The 17,170-nt window shown below is 41.2% G+C and carries 20 protein-coding genes; 7 read left to right on the top strand and 13 right to left on the bottom strand.

Annotation, left to right across the window (positions count from 1 at the left end; all coding sequences use genetic code 11):
- Nucleotides 1-8: 8 nt before the first annotated feature.
- Both yukD and GPS65_RS03145 read right to left on the bottom strand, forming a co-directional pair.
- Nucleotides 9-248: an ESX secretion system protein YukD gene (gene yukD, locus GPS65_RS03140; protein ID WP_003213579.1), complete on the bottom strand. Its 240-nt coding sequence runs from the start codon at nucleotides 246-248 to the stop codon at nucleotides 9-11.
- 95 nt (nucleotides 249-343) lie between these two features.
- On the bottom strand, nucleotides 344-637 hold the full coding sequence (locus GPS65_RS03145; RefSeq protein WP_003213769.1) for a WXG100 family type VII secretion target: 294 nt from the start codon (nucleotides 635-637) through the stop codon (nucleotides 344-346).
- 404 nt (nucleotides 638-1,041) lie between these two features.
- Between GPS65_RS03145 and GPS65_RS03150 the strand changes: the two genes are divergently transcribed.
- The 3 genes from GPS65_RS03150 (at nucleotide 1,042) to GPS65_RS03160 (ending at nucleotide 4,230) form a co-directional block, all read left to right on the top strand.
- Nucleotides 1,042-2,271: a sporulation transcriptional activator AdeR gene (locus GPS65_RS03150; RefSeq protein ID WP_012011124.1), complete on the top strand. Its 1,230-nt coding sequence runs from the start codon at nucleotides 1,042-1,044 to the stop codon at nucleotides 2,269-2,271.
- Between the two features lie 110 nt (nucleotides 2,272-2,381).
- On the top strand, nucleotides 2,382-3,518 hold the full coding sequence (ald, locus tag GPS65_RS03155; protein WP_119125310.1) for an alanine dehydrogenase: 1,137 nt from the start codon (nucleotides 2,382-2,384) through the stop codon (nucleotides 3,516-3,518).
- Nucleotides 3,519-3,633: 115 nt separating this feature from the next.
- Nucleotides 3,634-4,230 (top strand): biotin transporter BioY, encoded by a 597-nt coding sequence (locus tag GPS65_RS03160; protein ID WP_119125311.1) that lies wholly within the window; start codon nucleotides 3,634-3,636, stop codon nucleotides 4,228-4,230.
- Between the two features lie 57 nt (nucleotides 4,231-4,287).
- Here GPS65_RS03160 and GPS65_RS03165 read toward each other — a convergent pair whose 3' ends face one another.
- The 3 genes from GPS65_RS03165 to GPS65_RS03175 all read right to left on the bottom strand — a co-directional run bounded on the left by GPS65_RS03165 (nucleotide 4,288) and on the right by GPS65_RS03175 (nucleotide 8,202).
- Nucleotides 4,288-5,064, bottom strand: coding sequence for a sporulation protein (locus GPS65_RS03165; protein WP_012011127.1), 777 nt, complete (start codon nucleotides 5,062-5,064; stop codon nucleotides 4,288-4,290).
- A 177-nt stretch (nucleotides 5,065-5,241) separates the two neighbouring features.
- Nucleotides 5,242-6,570 (bottom strand): Na+/H+ antiporter family protein, encoded by a 1,329-nt coding sequence (locus GPS65_RS03170; RefSeq protein WP_012011128.1) that lies wholly within the window; start codon nucleotides 6,568-6,570, stop codon nucleotides 5,242-5,244.
- A 141-nt stretch (nucleotides 6,571-6,711) separates the two neighbouring features.
- Nucleotides 6,712-8,202 (bottom strand): leucyl aminopeptidase, encoded by a 1,491-nt coding sequence (locus GPS65_RS03175; protein ID WP_161985339.1) that lies wholly within the window; start codon nucleotides 8,200-8,202, stop codon nucleotides 6,712-6,714.
- A gap of 325 nt (nucleotides 8,203-8,527) precedes the next feature.
- Between GPS65_RS03175 and GPS65_RS03180 the strand changes: the two genes are divergently transcribed.
- Nucleotides 8,528-9,004, top strand: coding sequence for a divergent PAP2 family protein (locus GPS65_RS03180; protein ID WP_003212726.1), 477 nt, complete (start codon nucleotides 8,528-8,530; stop codon nucleotides 9,002-9,004).
- A gap of 43 nt (nucleotides 9,005-9,047) precedes the next feature.
- Here GPS65_RS03180 and GPS65_RS03185 read toward each other — a convergent pair whose 3' ends face one another.
- From GPS65_RS03185 to GPS65_RS03200, 4 genes are all read right to left on the bottom strand, one after another.
- Nucleotides 9,048-9,692 (bottom strand): 3D domain-containing protein, encoded by a 645-nt coding sequence (locus GPS65_RS03185; protein ID WP_088000835.1) that lies wholly within the window; start codon nucleotides 9,690-9,692, stop codon nucleotides 9,048-9,050.
- Between the two features lie 100 nt (nucleotides 9,693-9,792).
- Nucleotides 9,793-10,113 (bottom strand): YuiB family protein, encoded by a 321-nt coding sequence (locus GPS65_RS03190; protein WP_088000833.1) that lies wholly within the window; start codon nucleotides 10,111-10,113, stop codon nucleotides 9,793-9,795.
- Between the two features lie 81 nt (nucleotides 10,114-10,194).
- Complete coding sequence (locus GPS65_RS03195; protein ID WP_157957789.1) at nucleotides 10,195-10,320, bottom strand: YuiA family protein; 126 nt, start codon at nucleotides 10,318-10,320, stop codon at nucleotides 10,195-10,197.
- 128 nt (nucleotides 10,321-10,448) lie between these two features.
- The gene (locus GPS65_RS03200; protein WP_161985489.1) at nucleotides 10,449-11,666 is read right to left on the bottom strand and encodes an NAD(P)/FAD-dependent oxidoreductase; all 1,218 of its coding nucleotides are present in this window, start codon (nucleotides 11,664-11,666) and stop codon (nucleotides 10,449-10,451) included.
- A gap of 390 nt (nucleotides 11,667-12,056) precedes the next feature.
- On the opposite strand from GPS65_RS03200, the gene yumC reads away from it, so the two are divergent.
- Nucleotides 12,057-13,055, top strand: a complete 999-nt coding sequence (gene yumC / locus GPS65_RS03205) for a ferredoxin--NADP reductase 2 (protein WP_012011135.1) — start codon at nucleotides 12,057-12,059, stop codon at nucleotides 13,053-13,055.
- A 46-nt stretch (nucleotides 13,056-13,101) separates the two neighbouring features.
- Here yumC and GPS65_RS03210 read toward each other — a convergent pair whose 3' ends face one another.
- Nucleotides 13,102-13,308, bottom strand: coding sequence for a hypothetical protein (locus GPS65_RS03210; protein WP_012011136.1), 207 nt, complete (start codon nucleotides 13,306-13,308; stop codon nucleotides 13,102-13,104).
- A gap of 195 nt (nucleotides 13,309-13,503) precedes the next feature.
- Between GPS65_RS03210 and GPS65_RS03215 the strand changes: the two genes are divergently transcribed.
- Nucleotides 13,504-13,920 carry a hypothetical protein gene (locus tag GPS65_RS03215; protein WP_012011137.1) on the top strand — a complete coding sequence of 139 codons (417 nt, stop codon included), beginning with the start codon at nucleotides 13,504-13,506 and terminating at the stop codon, nucleotides 13,918-13,920.
- Nucleotides 13,921-14,040: 120 nt separating this feature from the next.
- On the opposite strand, the gene erpA is transcribed toward GPS65_RS03215, so the two are convergent.
- The 3 genes from erpA to GPS65_RS03230 form a co-directional block, all read right to left on the bottom strand.
- The gene (gene erpA, locus GPS65_RS03220) at nucleotides 14,041-14,403 is read right to left on the bottom strand and encodes an iron-sulfur cluster insertion protein ErpA (protein WP_012011138.1); all 363 of its coding nucleotides are present in this window, start codon (nucleotides 14,401-14,403) and stop codon (nucleotides 14,041-14,043) included.
- Between the two features lie 73 nt (nucleotides 14,404-14,476).
- Nucleotides 14,477-15,331 (bottom strand): diaminopimelate epimerase, encoded by an 855-nt coding sequence (gene dapF, locus GPS65_RS03225; RefSeq protein ID WP_144456390.1) that lies wholly within the window; start codon nucleotides 15,329-15,331, stop codon nucleotides 14,477-14,479.
- Between the two features lie 270 nt (nucleotides 15,332-15,601).
- Nucleotides 15,602-15,838: a YuzB family protein gene (locus GPS65_RS03230; RefSeq protein WP_003213414.1), complete on the bottom strand. Its 237-nt coding sequence runs from the start codon at nucleotides 15,836-15,838 to the stop codon at nucleotides 15,602-15,604.
- A 255-nt stretch (nucleotides 15,839-16,093) separates the two neighbouring features.
- Here GPS65_RS03230 and GPS65_RS03235 point away from each other — a divergent pair, with 255 nt between their 5' ends.
- A complete protein-coding gene (locus tag GPS65_RS03235) occupies nucleotides 16,094-17,161 on the top strand; it encodes an NAD(P)/FAD-dependent oxidoreductase (RefSeq protein WP_012011142.1) in 1,068 nt (355 codons plus the stop codon).
- The last annotated feature ends 9 nt before the right edge of the window (nucleotides 17,162-17,170 follow it).

A 17,170-nucleotide genomic window follows, 5' to 3' on the forward strand; every position in this document is an offset into this window, starting at 1 on the left:
AAGTCCTTTCATAGTATTTCCAGCCTGTCTCCTGTGGTGATTCCACAGTCTGACAGCTTATATTCGCCTGAAAACACAGCTTTCTTATTGACTACTCGCACCCAGCCGCCTTCTCGCTTAGGAAGTGAGATTTGTTTTGCCTGCCAGGCGATATGGATGACTTGTTTAATATGTAAATAATTTGATAGTCTCAAATCAAACACACTGCCATCATAATTTTTTAAGTCGATGGTAATATCGATATACACAAATTTCCACCTCACAAAATAGAAAGAGCGCCGGCATCCATTGACAGACTCGGCGCTTTTTCTGCTTTTCACACTTAGAAAGGAATTCCCTTTGATTAGCCGCGGATTTGGCTGGCGATGTCTTGGTCAGTGCTTTCAAGTGTATTTGCCGTTTGATCAAGCTGATTGCTGACATCTGTTAATAGATCAGACATTTTGATGAATGAAGGCTTTAACTGCTCGTATTGATCAGCAAACGCTTCACTAGAAGCACCTTCCCACATACCTTTTAAATCTGAGATCATTCTATTTAGACGATCAACTTGGTTTAACACTTCTTGACTTTCAACACCATATTGCTTAGCGGTCGCTCTTAGTTCTTCTGGGGTTACGCGAATAATTCCTGACATATTCCTCATTACCTCCCGTGCATAGCCGCCATATAATGGGCTAATCCACTTATTTTTTAACGTTATTATTATAAAAACAGAAATGATACACAGTCAAACAAATCTGTTTTTATTTTACAAAATGAGTCTATAGAATTACTGTATTTTCGCTTTTTATCTAGTATTTAACATTTTTTTGGTCATATATTCTTAATAAGAGTAGACACACATCACTGAATCTTTCCGCCTATTGATTTATTACTACGTTATTATTGTACTATTTCTTTTTCGCCTTCTTTCAGCATGATGCGCTCGCTTCTCATAGCGATCTCTTTTTTTAATTTCTGGCATTTTGTTATTGATTTACGTACCGCTTTCTCTTCATAATGTAAGTACGTGAAATATTCGAAAAAGCAGGGGTTTTTATGAAAAAAAAGACAGATCCATTTAAGTATAGTCTTGATCGTTTAGAGGATGTGGCAGACCAAATTAGTGATGTGCTCAATTGCCCTATTACTATAGAAGATACGCATCATCGATTGTTGGCCTATAGTACACATAATGATTTTACGGATCCCGCCAGAACTTCAACCATTATCTCCCGCCGTGTACCGGAAAAAGTCATTAATCGGCTTTGGAAGGACGGCATCATTCCTACACTTCTTAAAACAGACGAACCGCTTCGTGTCCCTCAAATTGCAGAGGTGGGTTTATCTAGCAGGGTTGCCATTTCAATCTGGAAGGACAAAGAAGTACTCGGTTTTATCTGGGCAATTGAATCCACACAACCTTTTTCAGAAGAAGACATGGACCTTCTGAAGATGGCAGCACATGCTGTAAAAAACAAATTACTTAACTTACAAATTCGCAAATCGAAAACAGAGGAACGCAATCAGGAACTTTTTTGGAAGATGCTCACTGGTCATATTCATGAAAAAGATGAGATGCTCGACCTATTTTTAAGACTCGGTATCAGATGTCCAGACACGTATGCCATCATCATCTTCCGGCTTCGTGACGAACTCACAGATGACACAGAAAAAAAGCTATCTTATTTACTTGAAACAACGCAGCAAGTCCAAGTGTTGTTAACGACTGTGGATTTTCACGAATTCATTATTCTTGTCTCACCAAAAACAGAGCACCCGCTGCAGGATATTAAACAATTCACAAGCGGCATGCTGCAGCAGCTGTCTGACCGTTATCATATCCATCACGTTCAAGCAGCGATTGGTGGGATTTACGATAACATCTCTCATATTCAGCCATCCTATAAAGAAGCACTCGCTGTATTAAAAACAAAGGAGCGCTTCCCTGTTGAAACCGAACGTTTACACAGTTTTTCTGAACTCGGTATTTATCAATATTTAGATGTCCTCGCTGAAAAACGAAGGGGCTCATCTTACTCCAGTTACTCTTTATCAAAGCTGGAAGATTACGACCTGAGGCATCATTCCAACCTAGTTGAAACCCTTGAACGGTTTATTGACTGTGATAGCAATGCCAATATTGCGGCAAAGCAATTAAACATCCACATCAATACATTGAATTACAGATTAAAACGTATTACAGACATTGCAGAAATCGATTTAAAAAACATGAATGAGAAAATGACCATATACCTTGATATGAAGCTAAAAAACGTCCATTTGTGAAATTTCACAAAGAGGCGTTTTTTTATTTTTTATTTCAACCGAAGCATTTTTTAAACATTCAGGATACACTAGACATACAATATGAATAGATAAGCATGGGAGGAATAAACATGATCATCGGCATTCCGAAAGAGATTAAGAACAATGAAAACCGAGTGGCATTAACACCAGGAGCAGCTTCTCAATTACTTTCAGCTGGACATCAGATTTTGATTGAAACAAACGCTGGTTTTGGAAGCGGATTCACTGATGACGATTATGTATCTGTTGGTGCAGAAATTCTTGATCACGCGAAAGATGTGTGGGCGTCTTCTGATATGATCATGAAGGTAAAAGAACCATTACCTGAGGAATATTCATATTTCAGAGAAGGACTCATCTTATTTACGTACCTGCATCTTGCGGCAGAGCCCTCCTTGGCTGAAGCTTTAAAACAAAAAGGCGTCACAGCTATTGCTTATGAAACAGTAACGGACGGAAAATCACTCCCTCTCTTAACACCTATGTCTGAAGTGGCAGGTAGAATGGCCGCTCAAATCGGCGCACAATTTTTAGAAAAGCCAAAAGGCGGTAAAGGCATCTTGCTCGCAGGCGTACCAGGGGTATCAAGAGGAAAGGTCACGATTATAGGCGGCGGTGTTGTTGGAACAAACGCAGCGAAAATGGCGATTGGACTTGGCGCAGATGTCACTCTGATTGACGTAAACGCAGAACGCTTACGTCAGCTGGACGATCAATTTGGTCATCAAATGAAAACGTTAATGTCTAACCCTGTCAACATCGCCGATTCAGTCAGCGAGGCAGACCTTCTCATTTGTGCGGTATTGATCCCAGGTGCCAAAGCACCGACGCTTGTGACGGAAGAAATGGTCAAACAAATGAAGCCTGGTTCCGTCATCGTAGACGTAGCCATAGACCAAGGCGGCATTGTCGAAACAATCGATCATATCACAACACATGATCAGCCTACTTATGAAAAACACGGTATTTTACATTATGCTGTCGCCAATATGCCTGGAGCCGTTCCACGGACATCGACTGTTGCTTTAACAAATGTCACCGTTCCATATGCGCTGCAAATTGCTCATAAAGGCGCTGCAAAAGCTATTCAAGAAAACAAAACCATTGCAGAAGGTGTGAATGTCATGAACGGACATATCACATATGAAGCAGTCGCACGTGATCTTGGCTATGATTATGTGCCTGTTCATCAAGCGATTGATGCGTCTTCTATGACAGAAGCTTAATACAGACCCGCCCTTTTGATGGGCGGGTTTTATTGTTAACTAATATAAAAAACAGGTTGACAAATAACCCTCATCCCCTTAATCTATTTGTACAGATAAGACAGGGGGAAACATCATGCAACAGAAAACAAGAACCGCTGATTTTGTATTAGTCGGAATGTTTGCTGCACTCATGGCGATTGGAGCGAATATCACATCCATTGTACCGTTTTTACAGGTCGGCGGAATTCCACTTACGATGCAGCCGTTTTTTTGCGTACTTGCTGGTCTTTTGCTTGGCAGACGGCTTGGCGCATTAGCGATGATTGTATATGCCTTGGTTGGAATTGCTGGCGCACCTGTATTCGCACAGTTCTCAGCAGGCTTTGGGGTGATTTTAGGCAAAAGCGGTGGTTTTGTCTTATCGTATATTCCTGCTGCTTGGCTAGCTGGATTCATCTTAGAAAAAAGAAAAAATCCTGGATTTGGCCTCTTTTTACTTGCAGCTATTGCTGGTACGACCGTCATGTATCTGATCGGAACGACTTATACGTACTTCGCATTAAATGTGTGGCTGAATGCTCCGATTTCTTATCAAACCACGTGGTTCTTTATGATCTGGTTTATGGTGAAAGATTACGCATTGACGATATTACTTGCGATGCTGGCACCTAAAATTTATCGCTCTGTTTCAAAAGCCACGTCCTTTCGAAAACAACAAGCTGCATCATAAGGGCAGACATTGATCATAGAAAAAAAGAGCCTGATGCATTAGGCTCTTTTTTCATCATTACTCTGCGTATTGATCGATGATTCCTTCTAGCATCCCTTCAAGCACTTCTATATCTTCAAGATCTGCTGGACTGAAACGATAGCGTACCAGCTGTTCTCCATCGTTATACATCTCCTCAAGCCACCCTCTGAGGCCTCTTGCTCTGCGGTCGACTTCAAACACAATGTCTAAGCCGCCTTCATCTATTAGAAAAATCAACTCTAATTCATCAAGCATATAACGATAGACATCTGATGTCGGAATGAACTCGAATTCTTGGACGAATGGCAGGCGGCGCTGGAAGTAAGGGGCTTGCTCACAGTCTGCTTCGTTCAGGTGGAAGCCAAGATTTCTAGTGGCCTCCAGTACATTTCTCACCCAAGGATGTGCTTCAACGAAAATGCGGTCATAGTCCGATTTATCAATTCCGCCTTGGATATCAAGGTCTGTCATTACTGCAATTTCTACTTTTCCGATCGTCATCGGGGTATCGATAGGAAGAATAAATGAAAACGGAAATTCATGTTTTTCTTCAGGCTGGATGGTAAAAGAATCCGTCACCCGTAAAGTAAAGATATTCACATATTTTCTATGCTCTTCATCATCTTTTACAATCACATACTGTGTTTGAATCTTGACATTGATATAGCGAATGTCCTGAGAGATTTTCCCGCCCTTTACATGGACGGTTCCCCTTACATCTTGTCCTGGATAATAGGCGTTTTTCTCCAAAATGGTATCTACTTTCGCTGCACCAATCCCAGCACTTGCCGCTAGCTTTTTAAAAAATGACATCTCGCATCTTCCCCTTTTCATTTTTATCAGCATATATACGTAAGAAAGAGAAAGAAAGATTCATTTCATTCATACTTTAGTCCTAATTATTTTCAATCTTCACAAAGTAAATAAATGAAAAAACATCACACAAAAAAGCTTATAGAAAAAACAACGTTTTCTCTACAAGCTTTCATGTTAAAGAATAATTGCCGCAAGCCAGCCGAATAGGACAAGCGGAACATTATAAAATACGAAGGTTGGAACACAAGTACCCCAAATGTGGTGATGCTGTCCATCCATATTCAATCCAGATGTCGGTCCAAGCGTACTGTCACTTGCAGGTGAACCTGCATCCCCAACAGCCGCAGCTGAACCAATAATAGCAATGGTAGCTAGTGGGCTAAATCCTAGGTGCATACATAACGGAACAAAAATGGTTGTAATGATTGGAATCGTCGCAAAGGATGAACCGATCCCCATTGTCACAAGTAAACCAACTAATAGCATTAAAATGGCCGCTACGCTTTGATTGTTTCCAATGAACTGAGAAGATGCTTTCACTAGTTGTTCAATATCTCCTGTTTTCGTTAATACGTTGGCAAACCCAGCCGCTACAAGCATGACAAAGCCGATAAATGCCATCATATTCATACCGGAAGTAATTAGCGCATCCGCTTCATCTCGTTTCATCATGCCTGTGGCAAACAGAACAAGAAGGCCTGCCAGTGCACCGAAGATCATACCTTCCACACCAAGGCTTTGAGATAAATAAAGCTGGACAATAAGTGAAACAAGGATAGCCAGCACTGCAAGCAATAAACTCTTTTTCGTATAAGCTGATTTTTCTACGTCCGTGATATCTCGATCCTCATATACCCTTGGTTTCCGATACACGAAAAGTGAAATAAGAAGTCCGAGCATCATGCCCCCTACAGGAATAAGCATGGCTAGTGGAACATCTGATAATTGTACAGTTAATCCTGCCTCTTTCATGTTATCACGAAGCATTCCGTGGAAAATCTGTCCAAAACCGACTGGAAGTAAAATATATGGTGCAGTGAGTCCGAAGGTCATGACACACGCTAGCAGTCTGCGGTCAATTTGAAGCTCGTTAAACACTTTTAATAATGGCGGAATTAAGACTGGAATAAAGGCAATGTGAACTGGAACGACGTTTTGTGAAAAACAAGATACGATCAAAATCACAAGAATGATCAGTACTTTTGATAATGTTTTTCTTCTTGAGTCGCCTTCTTTTCCTAGAAGCTTCACTGCCCCTTCAACCATGGCGTCTGGAAGACCTGTTTTCGTCAGCGCCGCAGCAAATGCCCCTAATAGCGCATAACTAATCGCCACTGTCGCATTTCCTCCGAGACCATCCGTAAAGGCTTCAACTGTTCCTCCAAGGCCTAATCCACCTGCAAGTCCGCCAGCTAAAGCACCAAGTGCTAGGGCAATAACCACATTGACCCGCAGCAAGCTTAATATCAACATTAAAAGAACCGCTATCACAACTGCATTCATGATGAAACCCCCGAAATCCTTTAGTTTACTAATGTAGTAGATAATTAAAGTACCAACGTATGTTACCATAGAAAATTTTCTTCGTCAAATGGCGTATGGCCTACATAAAAAAGGCCCCGCCAGTTGGCAGAGCCTCATCCTTTATTTCTTACCTTCAAATCTTTCCACAAAGGTGGCCAATGACCGTACCATCACACCTGTCGCACCTGTTGGCCCAAAGCATGAAGGCTTTTCTGTTGTGGCTGTTCCTGCAATATCCAAGTGAACCCAAGGCGTATTCTCAGCGAATTCACCAATGAATGCTCCTGCCATGATCGCATGTCCATCACGGCCTGGTGAGTTATTGAGATCCGCCATTTTGCTGTTTCGTACGCGCTTTTTATCTTTTTCGGTGATTGGCAGCTGCCAAATCATTTCTCCGCATTCTTCTGATGCCTCTTTAAACTGGGCATACAGTTCATCGTTATTCGTCATGACGCCTGTTGTCTCATTTCCAAGTGCCACAATGACTCCGCCGGTTAATGTCGCCACGTCTATAAGAACAGAGGCACCGTGCTGTTTCGCATATGTCACCCCATCTGCTAAAACAAAACGACCCTCTGCATCCGTATTCAGTACCTCGATTGTTTTACCACTAAGCGACACAATGACGTCATCCGGTTTCATGGCATCAGCTGAGATCATATTATCGGTTGAAGCAATGACAGCAATGACATTTTGCTCTGGGCGCAGTTCACCGATGATTTCCATGGCACCTAAAACAGACGCTGAGCCGCCCATATCAGTTTTCATCCCAATCATACTGGCTCTTGGCTTTAATGAATAGCCACCGGTATCATATGTGATGCCTTTACCGACAAGCCCAATCACGTCCGTCCATTCTTCCTTGCCTTGATATTTCAGAACGATGAGCTTTGGTGGTTCTGTTGAGCCTCTATTGACAGCTAGAATCCCGCCCATTCCGAGCTCTTCCATTTGTTCTTTATCTAAAATTTCAATTTCAAATTCGTATTTATATGCAAGCTCTGCCGCGTACGAAGCCAGATCAGAGGATGTGAGCATATTCGGCGGCATGTTCACGAGGGTACGAGCCGAATTGACGGACTGTCCGTAGACCTCGCCCACTTTCAGACTTGCCTGAATTTCAGTCGTATCATGATCCGTCATTGCATAAACAAACTCAATAAAGCGATCCGGTTCATTTGTTTTATGTTTAAAATCTTGTAATTCATATGTAGCTAAAAGGCAGCTTTCAGAAAGGGTATGGGCTGCATCTTGGGCAGGCAAATCCTTTCCAATAAACGTATCCAGTAAAACCGAAACCGCTTGCTTTTTATCTTGATGAAGCTTTCTAAATAAATGCGCAAAACCTTCTTTTGCCTCTTCAAACGTGTAATCTGATTCCTTCCCAAGGCCGACAAAATAAATGCGTTTGATGCCTGTTTCAGGGGATGGGAAAAACTTCGAAAGCTGATTTCGTTTAGATGAAATATCGCCTTCTTTTAATAATTCAGTGATTCGTCCTTCAAGTAATTCATCCATTTCTTTTGCTTTTCCTGATAATTGGCTCTTTTGAAAAAGTCCGATCGCCAGTGTATCTTTATGTTGCAATTCATTTGTCGAGAAAAACATATTTATCACACGCTCCTTCAATGAACTCCATTTTTCACATTGGAACTTCTATTATATCAAAATTTGCGGGTCTATACGATCATTGCCAGTCTGTCTTTACTTGATGAACATTTATATTTTCACACGCGGAAGGGCATCATGAAAAAGCGATGAAAACTTGGACAGCCCGTCCGCGTCTCCTCGTTCCACATCTACTTTCTTTAATGTTATAATTGAACATGGACTTGGCAGCTTTTGAATCTGCTATCATTTTTTCATCATACTAGGATACACAGTCCATCATTTTGCACGATATTTTTTCTTACAGAGAGGATGTTTCTTGTTCATGAGCGTACTGACGAATTTTCCGCTGCTTGCCAGTCTTGCAGCCATCTTTTTTGCTCAATTTGTAAAAGTACCGATTCAATTTATCATTTCTAGACGACTAGATTGGTCGCTCATTACAAGCACAGGCGGAATGCCAAGTTCACACTCCGCAGCCGTAACAGCACTCTCAACAGCAGTGGCTTTAGAGCACGGGCTCAATACATCGATCTTTGCGATTTCCGCCATCTTTGCGATTATTACCATGTTCGATGCAACAGGTGTACGCAGACAGGCAGGAGAACAGGCGACTGTACTGAACAAGCTCGTAACAGATTTTAACCGATTTGTTTCTGAAGCAAAGAATTTCCCGAGTGCGGAAGAAAAAGAAAAGCAAAAGAAATTGAAAGAGCTTCTTGGTCATAAGCCGATTGAAGTCTTCTTTGGCGGCTTAACAGGGATCTTACTGACACTCATCTTAGACTATTACTTCATGTAGAAGCGAAAAAAGCTTTGGACCTAAAACTTGTCCAAAGCTTTTTTTATTCTTTATTGGCTTGAAACTGCTGACGGAATACTTGCATTGATTTTGCTTCATTCAGCTCGTTCAAGTCTTTTTCCGTTAACGTTCCTTCGCCCTTCTTGATGACATACACATCGAGCACTTTTTTGCCCCATTCTCTATACACATCATCTACGGTTTCATAGTATAAATCAAGCTTATGACCTTTAATGGCTTTTCCCGTATCTGCGACCACTCCGTAGCCATAGTTTGGGATAAAGAGCACCGTTCCAATTGGAAAGACGGATGGGTCCGCCGCCACAGTTGAATATAAATCACGTTTTACTTTGACGCCTGAATATGTAATGCCATATGCATGGTGTTCTTTAGTTTTACCTGTTGATTCCACACCTGCTGTATAACCTGTGGCAACAACCTTTTGCTTCGGGTAATCATTCCAATTAAACGCTTCTTCGAGAGAATTAGCCCGCAACTCATCACTTTTGAGTGCCATCGTTTCTCTTTTTTGCTGTTGGAAAAAAGAAGATACTTGCTTGCCAGGATCCGCCTCTTTCACCCAGGCAGCTACATCACTTGCTTCAACTCCAGATATGCCCGTAAAGCTTGTCAAAAGAGCAAGCATAAAAAGGGCTGTCATGAACAATCGTTTCATCCATGTTTTCATCTTTATTTGTCACTCCTCTACCCATCTATTTGTTTCCAAACAAAATGGAAACTATACAAAGGAGAAACAAAAAAAACCCACTTGCCTATCTACAAGTGAGTTAAAACATTTGATATCCTCTTTTTCGAAGTGCATTAATGACAACACCTGATACAATTGCACCAATCAGACCGCTTAACAAGATAATAATATCAGCCGCAGCGAGAGAGACTATGCGGTCTCCTATACCTGAAAAAGCGATGCCCGGTTCTCTCACATAAGCGATCATCTTTTGATTGTTGATAATGAAAAGGCATACAATTGGATATAAAATAGCCATTATCCATGACATTCTCAGCAGCATATTGAGCAAAAAGCCAATGCCGAAGAATAACACGAAAAATAAAATAACGGAAATAATAACGACTGGTAAACTGATCACTTCATCTCCACCCCCAAATATCCCATCATTAGTTTAACTTGGAAATAGAGATGAAGTCAATCAATGGAAAAAGCAGTTAGATTAAAGCTTCTTCCCTGTCCCTTTACATTCCTCACATGTTTCAGATCCGCCGAGCAATAGCTGAAAATATCCTTTCCCCGAACAATATTGACAGGTGGACTTTTTTTCTTTTGTATGTGCGTTCATATTGCTCACTCCCTTATCTAAATTTTCTGACAATTCATCATACCATACTTTATTCCCGATCACCAAGTAAGAAAATCTGTCAAAAAAAAACGTGCATCACGAGGATACACGTTTTTGTCTATATCGGTTTAGAAGAACTTGAATTTTCCTTTTTTCAGAACAAGTCCTGGTCCGCCAACCATGAATAAAGAACGGTTGTCGATAATTTTCTTCATTGCTGAAGCTTTTGTTCCTTGAAGTTTTTTTCCAAACGCAACACCTACAGCGTCATGTTCACCAAGAGAAGCAACTGTTCCTTTGATGTCTGGCTTAAAGCTTTCAAGAGAACCACCTTTCACTAGTGCTCCAAGGTTTTTCGCTACTGTTTCACCTTGCTGCATTGCGATTTGTGCAGTTGGTGGGTATGGACGGTTGATTTCTTCATTGATGATCAATGAACAGTCACCGATAATGAATACATCATCATTTTCTGGTACACGAAGATCTGGAGAAACTTTTACGCGGCCGCGCATGTTTTCAAATCCAGCTTCTTCAACGATTGGGTTACCGCGTACACCAGCAGCCCAAACAACAGTTTCAGCTTTGATTTCTTCAGTATCATCGTCTTTTCCAACAATGATGCCTTCAGGCGTACATTCTTTGATCGCTGTACCAATTTTGAACTCAACACCTTTACCTTGAAGGTAGTTCATTGCATAGTCGATCAATTCAGGATCGAATCCTGGAAGAGCTGTTGGTGCAGCTTCTACACAGATGATACGTACGTCTTTTTGATCAATATCATACTCTTTGCAAAGCTCAGGCACACGATTTCCAAGCTCACCAAGGAACTCAATACCTGTGAAGCCCGCACCGCCGACAACGATTGTCAAGCGCTCTGGACGTTTTTCAGCTTCCGTATTATACGTCGCAAATTGAAGTTCAATGTGCTCACGAAGCTGACGAGCAGAGTTGATGTTAGAGATTGAGAATGCATACTCTTTCAGTCCTGCAATACCAAATGTTTCAGGAACAGCACCAAGCGCAACAACAAGGTAGTCGTAAGAAAGTTCGCCATCTGATGTCACAACTTTCTTCTCTTCCTTATTAATGCTTTCAACTGTTGCTTGTACAAAGTTGACACGGGAACTGTTAATCACATCTTTGATTTGGTAACGACAGCGGTCATGATGAAGCGTACCTGCACTTGCTTCATGTAACCATGTTGTTTCGTAATGATAATTATGCTTGTTCACAAGAGTAATGTCCGCATCATTTGTGCCAAGCTGTTTTGTTAATCTTGTTACAGTCATTAATCCGCCATAACCTGCACCTAATACAACGATTTTCGGTTTATTCACTGGAATCACATCCACCTTTTTTAAATTTGCTGTAAAACGGATAAAGAATTACATATCGTTATTCTCAACCGCTTTCCGGCATTTTATGAAATTTAAACAAAAAATAAGTATGTGAAAATCTGAACTTTCACCTACATAAAACGAAAGCATTTGACCGTTTCCGACAAAAATTCATAAAAAATTAATATTTAGTTCCCTTAACAATAATAGCGAGTTCTGATCCAATTTTCAAGGCTTTAAACTGAAAATCCTTATGTTAAACGGTCTTTCTCACTTTTTCCTCTTTTTCAAAGCTACGGCATCAAAAAACGACAAGTTTTTCAAAACAAGTCAAACGACGATATGTGGTATGATATGATATAGTGATAACAATTTTCATTTGGGAGGATTAAAGGAATGCAAGAAGATTCTAAGGTATATGACATTACCGTTATCGGGGGCGGCCCAGTAGGATTGTTTACTGCGTTTTACGGTGGCATGAGACAGGCAAGTGTGAAAATCATTGAAAGCCTTCCTCAGCTCGGCGGTCAATTATCCGCTCTTTACCCTGAAAAATACATTTATGATGTGGCTGGTTTTCCAAAAATCCGCGCACAAGAATTAGTTGATAACTTAAAGGAACAAATGGATAAATTTGATCAAACCATTTGCTTAGAGCAAGCAGTTGAAACGGTTGAAAAGCAGGCAGATGGGATCTTTAAACTTGTAACAAATCAAGAGATTCATTATTCTAAAACGATCATCATCACAGCTGGTAACGGTGCATTCCAACCGAGAAAGCTTGAGCTAGATGCAGCAGAATCATTTGAAGGAAGCAACCTGCATTACTTCATTAATGATTTGAACCAATTTGCCGGGAGACGTGTGGCCGTTCTTGGCGGCGGAGACTCTGCAGTGGACTGGGCGCTGATGCTTGAACCTATCGCAAAAGAGGTTTCCATTATTCACCGCCGAGATAAATTCCGCGCACATGAGCACAGTGTAGAAAACCTTCACAACTCGAAAGTCAATGTCGTGACGCCATTTGTCCCAACGGAGCTTATTGGTGAAGACCGCATTGAACAGATTGTGCTAGAAGAAGTCAAAGGCGACAAAAAACAAGTGCTTGATGTAGATGACGTGATCGTCAACTTCGGCTTTGTTTCCTCCCTTGGACCAATTAAACAATGGGGCCTTGAAATCGAAAAGAACTCGATCGTCGTGAAATCCACAATGGAAACAAATATTGAAGGCTTCTATGCGGCAGGAGACATCTGTACGTATGAAGGAAAAGTCAAATTGATTGCCAGCGGATTTGGTGAAGCACCAACGGCTGTCAACAATGCGAAAGCCTACATGGACCCGAAAGCCCGTGTACAGCCTCTTCATTCCACAAGCTTATTTGAAAACAAATAAGCGAAAGCAAAAAAAGGAGTTCCCACAAACGGAACTCCTTTTTCGTCTATTTAAAAACCCCAATATAGGCATTCGCCATTCCAAGTACCATTGCAGCAAGTAGCACCACAACAATCCCTGCCACAACCAAAATCACCCGATCCTTCACACGTTCCTTTTTCGGAAGCGGCTTCTCAATCCCGCAAGCTGGACACGTTTTGGACCGATACGGAATCAGTTCATGACAGTTCCTGCAATTGATTTGTTCACTCAAACCTCAGCAACCTCTTTTCTACCTACAGTTTATGTTTGGTTCTCATGATACTCTTTTCGGGTGGAAATAGCCAGTTGTGAGAGCAAGCTGTAACAAATTTGAGCGATTTATAAATAGTTGAAGTGAGAATGAAGGTTTCATCTGATCAACCGATATAGGAAAGGAAGAAGATCTTAATGAAGGATAGGTGGAAAGATGCTAAAACGTTTCATAATCAGTTTGATCTTGTTACTGATGATTGGTGGCTCAGTTGAACTGTTTGCAAAAGACTATAACAAACATTATGCGCAGTTCGCAGCAGGATTGAATATGGATATTGATCAACTAGAACCTTTTTTAAAGCGTGTGTCCACTTCAATTTTAGATTCTGGTTTGAGTGTTCAAGAAATCAAACAGATACTCTCCAAAGTTCAAAAAATGAATCAAAACAATGAAACGAAAAAAATGGGCACTTTTGAAGTGGTGTACCATGAAAAACCAGCAAAGATTAAAATGGTGATTGAAGTTCATGTGGAAGATGGCAATAAAGAAGTGGTGATCTATATGTTTAGCACTCAGGAGCTTGTGGATGTCTTGGATAAAGAGCTGTTGAAAATAGAAGAAGCAATATGAGAAAGAGACACTGCATGAGTGTCTTTTTTTATGGCTTTCTTCATCAAAAAAGCCTCCTCAATCGTGTTGTTTACAAAAAACAAACGAACAAGAAGGCTTATCTTCATTCACGATCAGTTGTTAACACTCTTCCGGCGTACCGGTATTCGTCGCTGTTCTGAAAGAAGAACCGCATCCGCATGAAGCAATTGCGTTCGGGTTGTCAATGGTGAAACCGCCGCCCATTAGTGATTGTTTGAAATCAATGATGGTTCCATTCATGATATCAAGGCTTTCGGAGTCGACAAGGACCTGAATGCCTTGCTGTTCGAACTGCGTGTCTTTCTCTGAAACTTCATGGTCAAAGCCCATGCCGTATGAAAGACCGCTGCATCCGCCGCCTTTTACGCCTACTCGCAGAAACGCATTTTCTTCTTCATGTTCTTTCATCATATCTTTAATCTGCAGTGCAGCAGCTTCTGTAATGGTTACTGGTGTACTCATGATCATCCCTCCTTTTGACTGGATGTTTCTTTTCAATTATAAACGTGATGGTGCCTTTTCTCAAATAAATGGTTTACAGATAAAATGTGCCGTCACAAATCGTTTCAGCAGGTCCTGTCATCAGCACATGCTCATTGTCTTTCCAGCGAATGATGAGATCTCCGCCTGCTAAGTGAACCGTCATGTCTGTTTCCTTTTTCGCCTGTCCATTCATAATCGTGGATACGGCAGCCGCACAAGCACCCGTTCCGCAGGCTTGAGTAATGCCAGATCCTCTTTCCCACACGCGAAAATGCAGCTCTGTTTCACTCACCACTTCTACAAATTCCACATTGACGCCTTCTGGGAACATATCGTGTTTTTCGATGATTGGCCCAATTGTATCCAGCGGTGCCTTTTCAATGTCCTCTAAATAAAACACGATGTGAGGATTACCCATTGAAATAGCCGTTCCATTTAAGGTCGTCGTGCCAAAATCAAGCGATTCATTAATCGTTGTGCTTGCTGGTTCACCAAGCATCGGCATCGCTTCTTTTTCAAAACGAGGCTTCCCCATATCTACTGTTACTAAATGAACGTGGTCATCCTGCACATGAACGGTCGCTTCAACGAGTCCTGACAATGTCTCAATCTGGAACGTTGTGTCTGTAACGATTTGATGCTCATACACATATTTTGCGACACAGCGCAGACCGTTGCCGCAGTTTTTCCCCTCTGATCCATCATTGTTGAAAATGCGCATTTTCACAGGTGCAACATCTGATGAGCAAATAAGGATCATTCCGTCTGAACCGATTCCTGTGTAAACAGAAGAAACCTGGATTGCTATCTCTGATAGCTGCTCTTCTGGAAGCTGTTCCTTCATCTGATTGACGTATATATAATTATTTCCTAATCCGTGCATTTTCGTGAATTGAAATGATGTCATGAGCTTCCTCCAAAAATGTTGTTTCTTTATAGTATAAAAGGAGTCGATTCAGGAGACAATCTTATCATCCCCCGTTTTTCATACATAAAAGCTCTTTGCTGCCATGGCAAGGGGCTTTTATTATGCATATGCCTCATTTTCTCTCGTGTGATGCTTCATTTTGGTGATATTTTATTAGCATAACATATTGGATGCGCTTTCTATTCATTCTCCTTAAAAATGGAAACCAAAAATATGAAAAAAATGCACCTCATGACCCATGTGGTGCATTTAAAACATCTCATTTTCCTCTATAAAAGCATAAATACGCTCGACTAGCTGCTCTGCATTTTCTCCGGAAACAAATTCTCCATTCACGAGTGCAAATGGGGAGTCCATACATTTGCCGCAGTAGCTTAAACAGCCGTATTCCATAACGTCTAGGTTTGGGTCTTTATCAAGCTTCTCTTTTGCTTCTTGAGACCCTTGCGCAAGATTACTTACACAAAATTCTATCAGTGGGAACACTTTGCTTCACCTCACATTGCTTTACCATCCTACCGAAATTCCTTCTATTAGTCAAAACATGAGCTTCACCTGTATCGTTACGCCTATTCCTCGTAAAATGTTTTACTATTTAGGACTAACTAATGAATATGTAGGTTATTTTGAAACAATTATTGTGGTTTCACAGTAAATTCGATATAATTTTATTTGGTATTTTAACTTAAAGTTTTTTAGTATAAGTGTTTTTCAATGTCTACGGGGAAAAGGAGAATCGTCATGAAAAATTTAGTCTTGATCGGCGGAGGTTACGGGAATATGCGGGTTCTCCACCGCTTATTGCCAAATCAATTACCTGATGATGTTACTATCACATTAATTGATCGAAATCCTTACCACTGTTTAAAAACAGAATATTATGCACTCGCTGCTGGAACGATCTCTGATCACCACATTCGAGTATCATTTCCAGAGCATCCGAAGCTGGATATTCAATATGGGGAAGTAGAAAAAATTGATATTGAAAACAAACAAATCTTATTTAGCGACCGTGAACCCATTCCTTATGACGACACGGTGATTGGACTCGGCTGTGAGGACAAGTATCATAATGTCCCTGGTGCGAAAGAGCATACATACAGCATTCAAACCATTGATCAGTCAAGACATACGTACAACAAATTAAACAATTTGAGTGCAGGTGCAACGGTTGGTATCGTCGGTGCTGGACTTAGCGGGGTAGAGCTAGCCAGTGAATTAAGAGAGAGCCGTGCTGATTTAAACATTATTCTTTTCGACCGTGGAGAGCTGATTCTATCAAGCTTCCCAAAAAGATTAAGTTTATATGTGCAAAAGTGGTTTGAAGAAAATGACGTAAAGATCATTAACTGTGCGAATATTACGAAGGTTGAAGAAGGTGTTGTTTATAACCATGATGATGCCATTGAAGCAGAGGTCATCGTATGGACAGCAGGTATTCAGCCAAGTAAAGTGATACGAGAGATGGATGTTGAAAAGGACGCACAAGGCCGCGTCGTATTAACACCTCATCACAATCTCCCTGGAGATGAGCACGTCTATGTTGTGGGTGATTGCGCAAGTCTTCCGCATGCTCCAAGTGCCCAGCTTGCCGAGGCGCAGGCAGAACAAATTGTCCAATCTCTGCAAAAACGCTGGAAAAACGAGCCGCTTCCTGAGGCTTATCCTCAGTTTAAGCTAAAAGGTGTCTTAGGATCTTTAGGGAAAAAAGCTGGCTTTGGCTTAGTAGCAGATCGTCCACTTGTTGGTCGTGTACCTAGACTACTAAAATCCGGACTTCTTTGGATGTATAAGCATCACAATGGCTAACATCATGTG

The organism is Bacillus pumilus, assembly GCF_009937765.1.
In the GTDB taxonomy this organism is placed as follows: Bacteria; Bacillota; Bacilli; order Bacillales; family Bacillaceae; genus Bacillus; species Bacillus pumilus_O.